The organism is Gluconacetobacter takamatsuzukensis (assembly GCF_014174275.1).
Taxonomy (GTDB): Bacteria; Pseudomonadota; Alphaproteobacteria; order Acetobacterales; family Acetobacteraceae; genus Gluconacetobacter; species Gluconacetobacter takamatsuzukensis.
The window spans coordinates 164,605-177,370 of the sequence record NZ_JABEQK010000002.1 but is presented as its reverse complement, the minus strand read 5'-3'; the positions used below and the strand labels follow the sequence as shown (position 1 = coordinate 177,370).

The window sequence follows — 12,766 nt, the reverse complement described above, 5'->3', positions numbered from 1 at the left end:
CGTTCGCGTTTTCGGGCCTGGAAAAAACCTATATCGGGCGGCCGGGGATTGTCGGCGCGGCGAGGAAGATCGTCCGGTCGGCACCGCCCCGAACCGGGACGTAGCCGGCGGCGTCCAGTGCCTGGGTGAGCGGGTCGTGGCCGGAATGGGCGAGCGCGTCGGCATGGCGATGGGCGGCGCGGTCGAGTTCCACCAGCGCGAACCCGTGCCGGCGGACGATGTCGGCGAAGGGGTAGGCCTGGTGGCCGGCAAGCAGGGCCTGGGTCAGGTTGAAGAAATCGACCGTCTCGTCCTTGCTTGCCCAGTAGCAGAGCGCCAGCGTCTCGCAGGCCACGGGGCCGGGTGTGGCCCGCAGATAATCGATCGCCGTCCGCCATTGCGTCGTCCGGGCGGGGAGGGCGCGCAGGTCGCGGACCTCGTGCGTCATCTGGATCGGCGCCAGGAGCAGCAGCGGCAGGGTGGACAGGCAGGCCGGCAGGGCCGGGGCGAAGGGCCGGCCGCCTTCGTGCACCGGGCGCGACCGGACCAGCCCGACCGCGAGGCACGCCGCGACCAGGGTTTCGAGATGGGCGTTGGCGCTTACGCCGTCGCCCATGCGCTCCAGCAGGCCCGTTGCGGCCCCGATGGCCAGGAACAGGGTGACGAAGGCGCGCATGCGCCGGGCGGCCGGGTCCTGCGGCGATCCGGCCCAGAGCAGGGCGGCGGCCAGCAGCAGGCCCGATAATTCGGCCAGTTTGCGGACGCCGTCGGCCAGCCCCGACGCCGTCAGCGTGCGGGCGTGATGGAGCAGGTCGGTCAGGAAAGCCGGGCCGTACAGCCGTGTCGCCAGGCCGAAGCCCGCCAGCAGGGCGAGTGCCCCGACCCCGCACCAGACGGCCAGCGCGCGCCGGTCGTACCAGGCCAGCCAGACCGTCACGGCCAGGGGCAGGGCAACCAGATTATGTTTGACGAAACCGCCGGCGACGATCAGCAGGGCTGCCGCCGCGACCCGGCCCGGGCGGGGCCTGTCCGATCCCGCCGGCAGCAGGGTGATCAGTCCGGCCAGCATGATGGCGTGTGCCAGCCATTGCGGGTCGTCCATCGCGACGTAGGCGTGGAAGGATGTGGCGGCATACAGGGCCATCAGCAGCCCGGCCAGCGTCGCGCCGGCCTGCGTGCCGCCCATCCGCCGCACGCAGCCTGCGACCAGCCCTGCGCTGGTCAGCAGGGCGAGCAGCGCGACCAGCCGCCCGGCCACGATCATGTCGCCCCCCAGCCGGCCCGCCAGCCCCAGCAGGGGAAAGGACAGGGGTGGATAATTGTTGAAGACCATGGCGCCCGGCGGCGGATAGAGCGGCCGGGCCGGATCGCCGGCGAGGGCGCGGGCTGCCAGATAGGCATTCCAGCCTTCGTTGGGGTTCAGCGGGATGTGGTGGGGGAGTGTCAGGACCGGGCCGGCGAGGAGCAGCGCCAGCAACGCAGCGAGGCAGATGTTCTTCTTTGAAAAGAAGAACCAAAAAACGTTTATTCGTTCGAGGATATTTTCCTGCGGGTCGAATCTCCTCCGTGGCATGTCGTCTAGCCGGGATCGGGCAGGCAGGCGGCGCGGAAGGCGGCGAAGGCGCGGGCCCGGTGGCTGATGGCGTTCTTCTCGGCCTCCGGCATCTCGGCGAAGGTCCGGGTCTCGCCCTCCGGGGTGAAGATCGGGTCGTAGCCATGGCCGTGGGCGCCACGGGGCGGCCAGGCGATCTGCCCGTCGATCCGGCCCTCGAACACGCGCACGCTGCCGTCGGGCCAGGCGAGGCACAAGACGGAGATGAACCAGGCCGACCGGTCCGTGTCGTCGCCGATGGCCTCGTGAATGCGGGCCATGGCGGCGGGGAAATCCTTGTCGGGGCCGGCCCAGCGGGCGGAATAGATGCCAGGCGCGCCGCCCAGGGCCGCGACGCACAGGCCGGAATCGTCGGCCAGTGCCGGCAGCCCGCTGGCCTGTGCCGCCGCCACGGCCTTCAGCGCCGCATTGCCGGCGAAGCTGTCGGCGGTTTCCTCGGGCTCGGGCAGGCCGAGCTGCCCGGCCGAGACGATGGTGATGCCGTACCCGCCCAGCAGGGCGTCGAATTCCGCCAGCTTGCCCCGGTTGTGGCTGGCCAGGACCAGTTGCTCGCCCCGGGCCAGGCGGCGCGTCTGTGCCCCGCTCACGACGCGTCGCTCCGCGCGGCCAGCGCGGCGTCCACCGCCGCGCGCTGGGCGGCGAACAGGTGCGTGGTGCCGTCCTGCGCCAGCCGCAGCAGGGCCTCGAACTGGGCCTGCGAGAAGGGGGCCTGTTCGGCCGTGCCCTGGATTTCCACGATGCCGCCGGTCTCGGTCAGGACGAAATTGGCGTCGGCGGCGGCCGTGCTGTCCTCGTCGTAATCCAGGTCCAGCACCGGGCCGGCGCCGGTCAGGCCGCAGGAGATCGCGGCGACCTGTGCGGTCAGCGGCACGCGGGCCAGCACGCGGTTGCGCACCAGCTTTTCCAGCGCCAGCCGCAGGGCGACCCAGGCGCCGGTGATCGCGGCGCAGCGGGTGCCGCCATCGGCGTTCAGCACGTCGCAATCGACGGTGATCGAGATTTCGCCCAGTGCGGTCAGGTCGGTCACGGCGCGCAGCGAGCGGCCGATCAGGCGCTGGATTTCCTGCGTGCGGCCCGACTGCTTGCCCTTGGCGGCCTCGCGCGGGCCGCGCGAGTGGGTGGCGCGGGGCAGCATGCCGTATTCGGCCGTCACCCAGCCCTTGCCCTGGCCGCGCAGGAAGGGCGGCACGCGGGGTTCGACGCTGGCGGCGCACAGGACCTCGGTCCCGCCCATGCGGATCAGGGCCGAGCCCTCGGCGTGGCGGGCGAAGCCCGTTTCGATGGAGACGGGGCGCAGCGCGTCGGCGGCGCGGCCCGAGGGGCGGGTGGTCATGGGCAAACGATACTCCGCAGGCAGGCAGGGTATTCCGGGGCGGGCCGCCGAAAAGCCGGGCATAGCCCGAGCCGGGGGAGAATGGCCAGCCCGGCGCTTGTCATCGCCGGTCCGCGCCTCCAGATTCCGGTATGGCAGGTTGCCTGCGCGGGGCGGCGGCCGGCGCCGGGGCCGAGGGCCCTGTGCCACGGTTCCGCACGGCATCGAAACTTTTGCGGCGACCTCGTATAGTGATCAATCCGGCCGGCATCCTCCGGCCACGAACGCGGAGGCTTCAAGCAGGATGAATCCCGGCACGCTGTCTTCCCGTCCGGCCCTGCCGCCGGGGCTGGATGCCCGTTCGGCGGCGATCCTGCGCGAGATTGTCGAGCAATATGTCGAAACCGGGGAGCCGGTCGGCTCGCGCACCCTGTCGCGGCGCCTGCCGCTGCCGCTTTCGCCGGCCACCATCCGCAACGTGATGGCGGACCTGACCGAGGCCGGGCTGCTGTTCTCGCCCCATGCCTCGGCCGGCCGGCTGCCGACGGAAAAGGGGGTGCGGCTGTTCGTCGACGGGCTGTTGCAGTTCGGCAGCCTGAGCGACGACGAGCGCGAGACCATCACCAATTCGCTGGAGATGCGCGGCCGCTCGTTGCAGGACACGCTGGCCGAGGCGTCGTCGATGCTGTCGGGCTTGTCCTCGGCCGCCGGGCTGGTGCTGGCGCCCAAGGGCGACGGAGCGGTGAAGCATATCGAATTCGTGGCCCTCGGGCCGCGGCGGGCGCTGGTGATCCTGGTGGGCGCCGACGGGCAGGTGGAAAACCGGGTGATCGAGACGCCGATCGGCCTGCCGCCCTCGGCGCTGGTCGAGGCCGGGAACTACCTCAACGCCCAGCTGGCCGGCCGCTCGCTGGAGGATCTGCGCACGCATGTCAGCGCGGACATGAGCGCCAATCGCAGCGAGCTGAATCACCTGACCGCCGAGATCGTGGCCAGCGGGCTGGCGACGTGGAGCGACGTGGATCGCGGCGGCACGCTGTTCGTGCGCGGGCAGGCGCGGCTGCTGGCCGACGTGACCGAGATCGAGCGCCTGTCGACCATCCAGATGCTGTTCGAGCGGCTGGAGACGCAGGAGACGATGCTGCGCCTGCTGGAACTGGCCCAGGAATCGGATGGCGTGCGGATCTTCATCGGGGCGGAGAGCGGCCTGTTCGGCCTGTCCGGGACCTCGGTGGTGGTGGCGCCGGCGCGGACCGACAGCAACCGGATCGTGGGCGCGATCGGGGTGATCGGGCCCACGCGTCTCAATTATGGGCGCATCATCCCGGTGGTGGACTATACTGCCCGTGTCATAGGCAGAATGCTGAGCTGACTGCGTGTCCGGACCCGGATCGTGAAAGACCGGGCTGCCTTGGTGCCGCCATTTTCCTGCCCTAGCTGCCGGGGTCGACCCTTTCCTGTCCGCCCCGGCGCGCATGTTCGAGGAGAGACTTCATGCCCCGTCCCGATGCACGCCAGGCCGGCACGTTCCTGATCGGCGGCGACCTGCCCGTGGTGCGGCTGGGGTTCGGCGCCATGCGCATTACCGGGCGCGGGATCTGGGGCGACCCGCCCGACCGGGAACGCGCGCTGGAAACCCTGCGCCGGGCTGCCGCCTGCGGCGTGACCCTGATCGACACCGCCGACGCCTATGGCCCCTATGTCAGCGAGGACCTGATCCGCGCGGCCCTGCATCCCTATGCCGGGCTGCATATCGCCACCAAGGGCGGGCATACGCGCCACGGGCCCGACATCTGGCGCGCGGTGGGCAACCCGAACTATCTGCGCCAATGCGTGCTGATGAGCATGCGCCGGCTGGGCGTGGAGCGCATCGATCTGTGGCAACTGCATCGGGTGGGGCCGGACTGCCCGCCCGAGACGCAGTTCGAGGTGATCGCCGCGATGCGGGACGAGGGGCTGATCCGCCATGTCGGCCTGTCCGAGGTGCCGGTGGAGATGATCGCGCGGGCGCAGCGCTTCTTCCCGGTCGCGACGGTGCAGAACCGCTACAATCTGGTCAACCGGGCGTCGGAGGACGTGCTGGATTATTGCGCCGCGCACGGGATCGGCTTCATTCCGTGGGCGCCGCTGGCGGCGGGGTCGCTGGCGCGCGAGGGCGGGGTGCTGGACCGGGTGGCGCGCGATCTGGGGGCCACACCGGGACAGGTGGCGCTGGCCTGGCTGCTGCGCCGCGCCCCGGTGATGCTGCCGATCCCCGGCACCGGCAGCCCCGAGCATGTCGAGGAGAACGTGGCCGCTGCCGGGCTGGTGCTGGACGATGCCGTCTTCGCCCGGCTGGAGCAGGAGGGGCGCGCGGAATGGCGCCGCCAGGCGGGTGGTTGAGGCGCGGCCCGGGGGGCGACTCGGGGGCCCGACAATGCTAGGAGAGGCCCCTCCGCCCATCTGCCGTTCCCGCCGGTGCCCGTCGTGACGGATCTCGTTTCCCTGCCCTTCGCCCATTGGACCCTGGATGATTTTTCGTAACGGATCAGGCCGTGACGGCCGGCTGCTTGTCACCTCGCGCGTCGGGGGCGATGCCGCCGAAGGCGCGGCGCCGCGCCCGCCGCGGCGCGGCTTCGGCCTGACCGGGCCGGGCGGCGGGCCGCGCCGGCCCCGCTTCCGGCTGGTGCGTCGCCTGCTGGGCGGCGGGGCGGCGGTGCTGCTGCTGGTCACGCTGGCCGGCGGGATGGTGGCCTGGACGAAATACGAGCAATTGGTGGCCGACCTGCCGACCGTGGACGGGCTGCGCACCTACCAGCCGCCGGTGATGAGCCGCCTGTATTCCGGCGACGACCGGGTGATGGCGGAACTGGCGGCGGAACGGCGCATCTTCGTGCCCTATTCGGCCATTCCGGCCCGGGTGAAGAATGCGGTGATCGCGGCCGAGGACCAGAAATTCTATACCCATGGCGGCGTCGATCCGTTCGCGATCCTGCGCGCGGGGCTGACCGACCTGACGGTGCATCGCGGCCATCGCCCGCTGGGGGCCTCGACGATTACCCAGCAGGTGGCGCGCATCATGCTGCTGGGCTCGAAACAGACCGTATCGCTGGAGCGCAAGGCGAAGGAAGCGCTGCTGGCGATCCGCATCGAGCAGACGCTGCCCAAGGAGAAGATCCTCGAGATCTACCTCAACGAGATCTATCTGGGCGCGGGCGCCTATGGCGTGGGGGCGGCGGCCCAGACCTATTTCAACAAGCCGCTGGACCAGGTGGACGATGCCGAGGCCGCGTTCCTGGGCGCGCTGCCGAAATCGCCCACCAACTACAATCCCTATCGCTTCCCCGATGCCGCCAAGGGCCGGCGCGACTGGGTACTGCAACGCATGGCCGATATCGGGGCGATTTCCGGGTCCGAGGCCCGTGCCGCCCAGGACGAGCCGCTGGTGCCGCAATCCTTCACCCGTCCCGGCCCGGTCCCCGGTTCGGAATGGTTCGGCGAGGAAGTGCGCCGCGAGCTGATCGAGCGCTACGGGCAGGACACCACCATGCAGGGCGGCCTGCTGGTCCATACCAGCATGGACCCGCATCTGCAGCAGGTCGCCACGGCGGCGGTGCGCGACGGGCTGATGAGCTACGACCGCGATCATGGCGGCTGGCGCGGGCCGGTGGAGCACCTGGCCGATATCGCCTCGGGTGCCGATTCCAGCCAGTGGGTGCCCGCGCTGGCGCGCGCGGCGCGGCCGGCCGGGATGCTGGAATCCTGGCGCCTCGGGGTCCTGCTGTCGCCGGCGACGGGCGAGATCGGCTGGCTGGAAGGGCCGGCGGCGCGGGCCGAGCCGCGCACCGGGCGACTGCTGGCGCGCGACATGGCATGGATGCGCCGCATGCGGGCCCCGCGCGCGGGCGACCTGCTGATGGTCGAGCCGCAGGCCGAAGGCGGCGGCGTTGCCCTGCGCCAGGTGCCGAAGGTGGAAGGTGCGCTGGTGACGCTGGACGTGCGGACGGGCCGGGTGCTGGCGATGGTCGGCGGCTGGTCGTTCGGCCAGTCGCAGTTCAACCGCGCCACCCAGGCGCTGCGCCAGCCCGGATCGTCGTTCAAGCCGTTCGTCTATCTGACGGCGATGGAGCAGGGGATTTCGCCGTCGCAGAAATTCGACGATTCTCCGGTTTCGTACGGCACCTGGCATCCGAACAATTACGAAAAGGATTTCTGGGGCCCGACCACCCTGCATGACGCGCTGCGGGAATCGCGCAACCTGGTGACCATCCGCCTGGCGGCGCATATCGGCATGAAGTCGGTGGCGAACATGGCGACCTCGCTGCAACTGGTCGACACCATGCCGCATGTCCTGCCCGCCGCGCTGGGCGCGGTGGAGACGACGGTGCTGCGCGAGGCCGGGGCCTATGCCAGCATCGCGGCTGGTGGCCGGCTGGTGACGCCGACCCTGATCGACAATGTGCAGGACCGCGACGGCCATGTGCTGTGGCAGCCGCCGGGCATGGGCCTGCAGGCGGCCACACCCGCCCCGGCCGGCCCCACGGCTGCCGGAGCCGCGCCGCAACCGGCGGCGGGCGGCCAGGCGCCGATATCGGCGGTGGCGGCGGTCGCGGCGGCGATGGGCGCGCCGGCCGACGGGCCGGTGCTGGTCGATACGCGGCCGCAGGTGGCGTCGCCGGCCAGCGCGTACCAGATCGTGGCGATGATGCGCGACGTGATCCTGCGCGGGACCGGGACCCGGGCCGGCGAGGGGCTCGACCGGCCCATCGCGGGCAAGACGGGCACCAGCCAGAATTTCAACGATGCCTGGTTCGCCGGCTTCTCGCCCGATATCGTGACGATCGTCTGGGTCGGGTTCGACACGCCGCAGACCCTGGGCAAGAACGAGACCGGCGGCACGATCGCCGGCCCGATCTGGAACCGGGTGATGAAGGCGGTGCTGGCCGACCGGCCGAAGCTCGACTTCGCCGTTCCCCCGGGGCTGACGCTGGCGCGCTACGATACCGGGATGGGCATGGCGGTGGATGCCTTCAAGCCCGACCAGGTGCCCGGCATCAGCGCCGACCTGAACGCCAACGCGACCGGCGCGCTGACCGCCGAGGATACCGGCGCCGAGACGATGCCGGATTCCGAGAGCGACATGGCGGCCTCGCCCTCTGCCGCGCCCGCCGGCGGCGCCGCGACCGGCCCCGCCGCCGTGCCGGGCCAGCCCGCGGCACCTGCCGCGCCGGGTGCCGGGGGTGACATCGGCATGGGCGGCCTGTATTGACGCCGCTTGCCTTTCCTGCCGGGCAGGCCGCCTGCCGGCCGCCCCTTTGACCGATGGAGGTCCTGTTCCATGTCCGCCGAGACCGAGGCTCTCAACGACCAGCTCAAGCAGTCGGTGGCACTGCTGAGGAGGCATCTTTGACTGGGATGTCGCACTGGGCCGCCTGGCCGAACTGAATAATCGGGCGGAGGACCCGGATCTGTGGAACGATCCGGATGCCGCCCAGAAGCTGATGCGCGAGCGCACCCTGCTGGCCGGGCAGGTCGAAGGGGTGCAGCGGCTGGAAGCCGATGTCCGCGATACGCTGGACCTGATCGAGCTGGCCGAGATGGAAGGCGACGAGCCGGTCCTGAAGGACGCCACGCGGATGCTGCGCGAGCTGGCCGACGAGGCCAAGCGCCGCGAGACCGAGAGCCTGCTGTCCGGCGAGGCCGACAGCAACGACTGCTACATGGAAGTCAATGCCGGCGCGGGTGGCACCGAGGCCCAGGACTGGGCCGAGATGCTTCTGCGCATGTACACCCGCTGGGCCGAGCAGCATGGCTACAAGGTCACGCTGATGGAAAGCTCGGAAGGCGAGCAGGCGGGGCTGAAATCGGCGACGATCCAGGTGACCGGCCCCAATGCCTATGGCTGGCTGAAGACCGAGGCCGGCGTGCATCGCCTGGTGCGGATTTCGCCCTTCGACGCGGCGGCGCGGCGGCAGACGTCGTTCGCTTCGGTGTGGGTCTATCCGGTGGTCGATGATTCGATCGAGATCGAGATCAACGAGGCCGACCTGAAGGTCGATACGTTCCGGGCCTCGGGCGCGGGCGGGCAGCACGTCAACAAGACGGAATCCGCGATTCGCATCACCCATATTCCCACCGGCATCATCGTTGCCTGCCAGACCGACCGGTCGCAGCACCGCAACCGGGCCACCGCGATGACGATGCTGAAGGCCCGCATGTACGAGCAGGAGCTGCAGCGGCGCGAGGCCGCGGCGGCCCAGACCGAGGCGGCCAAGACCGATATCGGCTGGGGGCACCAGATCCGCTCCTACGTCCTGGCGCCCTACCAGCTGGTCAAGGACCTGCGGACGAACGTGGAGCGCGGCAACCCCGGTGCCGTGCTGGACGGGGACCTGGACGATTTCATGGCCGCCGCCCTGGCGGCCCGGGTGGGAGCGACCCGATCGGAGGCCAGCGCCTCCGCACAGTGATCGCGGCCCGCGCGCGGGAAGGAAAGGGTGGCTTCGGCCGCCCTTTTTTTTGGGCATTTCCACGCCGGGGCCCGGTGCCGGCGAGGCGGATTCGAACCCGGCCCCGGGCTTGCGCGTTCATGCCTGGTCAGCGCGGTGAACGGGGCCGCGCCGGCCGAGGGGCTATTGTGTCGTATCCGAAACAAAATCCGACTCGGCGCTAAAAATGGCAGAAAAATGGGCACACTCTCAAAAATCGCCAGTTTTTCGCCATTTATGACAGGTTGTTAATATGGCCATTTTTTGGGCCACTGATGACAAATTACTCGTTTCAAATTCGATAAATATCTTGCTTGACATCGGATGGGCGCAATAGCCCAATTCGACGGCTTGGCGGCATTTCGATGTCTGTCCGGTCAGGTCGGAACGCAGGGGATGCACGATCCCGATATCGTTTGTGCGTACTTCCGCACATGTCCGTGGTCCGCGCCACGGCATGGCCCGGGTTCGCCCGGGATGGAAGTCCGGACACTGCGCAGTGGTCCTGATTTGTAGTGGTTTTGAGTGCCGAAACCGGCGTGGACGAGAGGGTTAAGGAGGTTTCGACATGAACTACGCGGAACAACAACGCAGTCCGACGAAGCATATCATCGGCATAACTGTCGTTGTTCTCCTGCACGTGGTTCTGATCTGGGCGTTGATGAACGGTCTTGGGGCGAAGATCGTCCAGGAGCTGCACCCGCCCATCCAGACCAAGATTATTACCGAGCCAAAGCCGCCGCCGCCGCCGCCACCGCCGCCGCCGCCGCCGGTGATGACGCAGCCGCCGCCGCCGTACATTCCGCCGCCGAAGATCCAGATTCAGCCGCCGCCGCAGCAGGTGATCAAGCAGGTGACGCATACGCCACCGCCGAAGCCCATGCCGCCGTCGGTGCCGACGCCGCCCGCGCAGAACGCGCCGGTCGGGCCGCCGGTTCCGGATCATCTGGCGGGTGCGCGTCCGGTGAACAACGTCAAGCTCGAATATCCCGAGGAAATGCTCGAGGAGAACCGGGAAGGCCGCGTGACCGTGGTGTGCGACGTGGAGCCGAGCGGCGAGACCACCAACTGCGCCGTGACCAGCGTGCAGGGTGGGCAGGCTTTCTCCCAGGCCGCGCTGGATTACGTCCGCCGCGCCCGGTATCAGCCCGCGGTCAAGAATGGCGCGCCCATCAAGGAGTTCCGCCATCCGTATACGATTACCTTCAGGCTCAGCAACGACTGAGGGTCACCTAACGACCGGGGCCGGCCGGGCGTGAGCCCGACGGCCCCGGGGTTCCGGTAAACGGGCCATTTACCACAGAGGATTTGGAGTACATGACCAGACTGCACCGTGTTCCTGTCGTTGCCGCGTCGGCCCTGGCGGCCATTCTGAGCGTCTCGTCGCCCGTGATCGCGGTGGCCCAGGACGCACAGTCCACCGCTCCGGCGGCCGCTCCCGCTCCTGACGCGTCGGCTCCGGCCGCCACCGCGCCGGCCGCTCCGGCGCCCGACGCCTCGGCCCCCGCCGCCGCCCCGGCCGCGCCGGCCGATGGGTCCGCCCCCGCCGCCCCGCCGGCCGACGGCGCGGCCCCGGCTGCTCCGGCCGCCGATGCCTCCGCTCCCGCCCCGGTGACGCCGCCGGCCGAGGATGCCGCCCCGGCGAAGCCGGCCGGCAACCCGTATGGCCTGGATGCGCTGTGGCGCAACGGTGACATCATCGCCCGCGGCGTCCTGCTGATCATGGTCGTCATGTCGCTGGGCACGTGGTACATCATGATCACGAAGTTCTTCGAGCAGGCGCGCATGTTCTCGGCCGCCAAGGAAGCCGCGAAGACCTTCTGGACCAAGTCCTCGATCCAGGAAGGCGCCGCCGCGCTGAAGCCGTCCTCGCCGTTCCGCTACATCGCCGACACCGGCATCGTCGCGGCCGAGCATCACGAGGGCACGATGCAGGAATCGATCGACCTGCACAGCTGGACCTCGATGTCGATCCAGCGCGCCGTCGACACCATCCAGGCGCGGATGCAGGGCGGCCTGGCCTTCCTCGGCACCGTCGGCTCCACCTCGCCGTTCGTCGGTCTGTTCGGCACCGTCTGGGGTATCTATCACGCCCTGACCGCCATCGGCATCGCCGGCCAGGCGTCGATCGACAAGGTTGCCGGCCCGGTCGGTGAATCGCTGATCATGACCGCGATCGGTCTGGGCACCGCCGTTCCGGCCGTGCTGGGCTACAACCTGCTGGTCCGTCGCAACAAGGGCGCCATGGACAAGGTCCGCAACTTCGCCGCCGACCTGCAGTCGATCCTGCTGGGTGGCTTCCGTCATGGTGTCGCGCCGGAGATCGTGGTTCACCCCGATAACTCGCCGACCACCACCACGACCTCCAACCGGGTTGCCTGAACATGGCGATGCAAGTCGGAGGCGGCGGCGATGAAGACGAGGTGGTGTCGGCCATCAACACCACTCCGCTTGTCGACGTCATGCTGGTGCTGCTGATCATCTTTCTGATCACCATCCCGGTCGCAACGCATACGATCAAGGTGAACCTGCCGAAGGACGCCAATCAGCCCACTCAGACCAAGCCCGGCAACGTGGTGCTGGCGGTGACGGAGAACGGCCAGATCTACTGGAATGAAATCGCGATCAAAAGTCGCGCCGACCTTCTGGACAGGCTTGAGAAGGTGGCGGTGATCAAGCCGCAGCCCCAGATCCAGATCCGTGGCGATGCCAAGTCGCGCTACGAATCGGTGGGGCGGGTGATCGCCACCTGCCAGGAAGCCGGGATCTACCACGTGGACTTCATCACCGAGCAGCCGCACTCGGACTGAACGACGGGGAACAGGGGGCCGGCCCGCGCCGGCCCCCGACTTCCGGGAAACTCACATCAGGGCGCCGCGTCCGCCCCGTCCGCGCCGGTTTCCGGGGTGGCGGCCCGAACGGTTCGGCGGCCCACGTTTTTTAGAGAGTACACCGCCATGGGCATGAGTGTCGGCTCCGAAAGTACCCACGAAGACGAAGGTATGGTCGACATCAACACGACGCCGCTGATCGACGTCATGTTGGTGCTGCTGATCATGCTGATCATTACCATTCCGCTGCAGACCCATTCGGTCGCGCTGGACCTGCCCCAGGGCAATCCGCCGCCCTCGACCGACGTGCCGAAGGTCGTGACGGTGGCAATCGATTTCGACAACAGCATTTCGTGGAACGGCGAACCGGTCGGTGACGAGGGATCGCTGCTGGCGCATTTCCAGGAGGCGGCCGCGCTGCCCGACCAGCCGGAAATGCATATCCATCCCAATCGTCTGGCCGACTACAAGACGGTGGCGCATGTGCTTGCGGACGCCCAGAGGCTTGGCATTACCAAGCTGGGTATCGTAGGTCAGGATCAGTTCATGGAAGGACAATGAGCTG

General features: G+C 69.3%; 11 protein-coding genes. 8 read left to right on the top strand and 3 right to left on the bottom strand.

The features are described 5' to 3' along the window. Window positions 1–28: 28 nt before the first annotated feature. The 3 genes from HLH27_RS03165 to rph all read right to left on the bottom strand — a co-directional run bounded on the left by HLH27_RS03165 (window position 29) and on the right by rph (window position 2,924). On the bottom strand, window positions 29–1,456 hold the full coding sequence (locus HLH27_RS03165) for a glycosyltransferase family 39 protein (protein ID WP_182947723.1): 1,428 nt from the start codon (window positions 1,454–1,456) through the stop codon (window positions 29–31). Window positions 1,457–1,557: 101 nt separating this feature from the next. After that, window positions 1,558–2,178, bottom strand: coding sequence for an RdgB/HAM1 family non-canonical purine NTP pyrophosphatase (rdgB, locus tag HLH27_RS03160; RefSeq protein ID WP_182947720.1), 621 nt, complete (start codon window positions 2,176–2,178; stop codon window positions 1,558–1,560). After that, a complete protein-coding gene (gene rph / locus HLH27_RS03155; protein WP_182947718.1) occupies window positions 2,175–2,924 on the bottom strand; it encodes a ribonuclease PH in 750 nt (249 codons plus the stop codon). Before rph ends, rdgB begins: the two co-directional genes overlap by 4 nt. A gap of 283 nt (window positions 2,925–3,207) precedes the next feature. Here rph and hrcA point away from each other — a divergent pair, with 283 nt between their 5' ends. From hrcA to HLH27_RS03115, 8 genes are all read left to right on the top strand, one after another. Continuing rightward, a complete protein-coding gene (hrcA, locus tag HLH27_RS03150) occupies window positions 3,208–4,275 on the top strand; it encodes a heat-inducible transcriptional repressor HrcA (RefSeq protein ID WP_182947716.1) in 1,068 nt (355 codons plus the stop codon). A gap of 122 nt (window positions 4,276–4,397) precedes the next feature. Further along, window positions 4,398–5,285, top strand: coding sequence for an aldo/keto reductase (locus HLH27_RS03145; RefSeq protein ID WP_182947714.1), 888 nt, complete (start codon window positions 4,398–4,400; stop codon window positions 5,283–5,285). Between the two features lie 127 nt (window positions 5,286–5,412). Continuing rightward, window positions 5,413–8,151: a penicillin-binding protein 1A gene (locus tag HLH27_RS03140; RefSeq protein ID WP_182947712.1), complete on the top strand. Its 2,739-nt coding sequence runs from the start codon at window positions 5,413–5,415 to the stop codon at window positions 8,149–8,151. Between the two features lie 69 nt (window positions 8,152–8,220). Further along, window positions 8,221–9,352, top strand: a protein-coding gene (gene prfB / locus HLH27_RS03135) for a peptide chain release factor 2 (RefSeq protein ID WP_182947710.1) whose coding sequence is annotated in 2 segments (ribosomal slippage) — window positions 8,221–8,289 and window positions 8,291–9,352 — 1,131 coding nt in all. Because the reading frame shifts where the segments join, the coding sequence is not laid out codon by codon here. A 586-nt stretch (window positions 9,353–9,938) separates the two neighbouring features. Then, entirely contained in the window at window positions 9,939–10,595 is a 657-nt protein-coding gene (locus HLH27_RS03130; RefSeq protein ID WP_182947708.1) for an energy transducer TonB, read from the top strand. Between the two features lie 92 nt (window positions 10,596–10,687). Continuing rightward, a complete protein-coding gene (locus tag HLH27_RS03125; RefSeq protein ID WP_182947706.1) occupies window positions 10,688–11,752 on the top strand; it encodes a MotA/TolQ/ExbB proton channel family protein in 1,065 nt (354 codons plus the stop codon). A 2-nt stretch (window positions 11,753–11,754) separates the two neighbouring features. Further along, window positions 11,755–12,180, top strand: a complete 426-nt coding sequence (locus HLH27_RS03120; protein ID WP_182947705.1) for an ExbD/TolR family protein — start codon at window positions 11,755–11,757, stop codon at window positions 12,178–12,180. Window positions 12,181–12,327: 147 nt separating this feature from the next. Further along, window positions 12,328–12,762: an ExbD/TolR family protein gene (locus HLH27_RS03115; RefSeq protein ID WP_182947703.1), complete on the top strand. Its 435-nt coding sequence runs from the start codon at window positions 12,328–12,330 to the stop codon at window positions 12,760–12,762. Window positions 12,763–12,766: the final 4 nt, after the last annotated feature.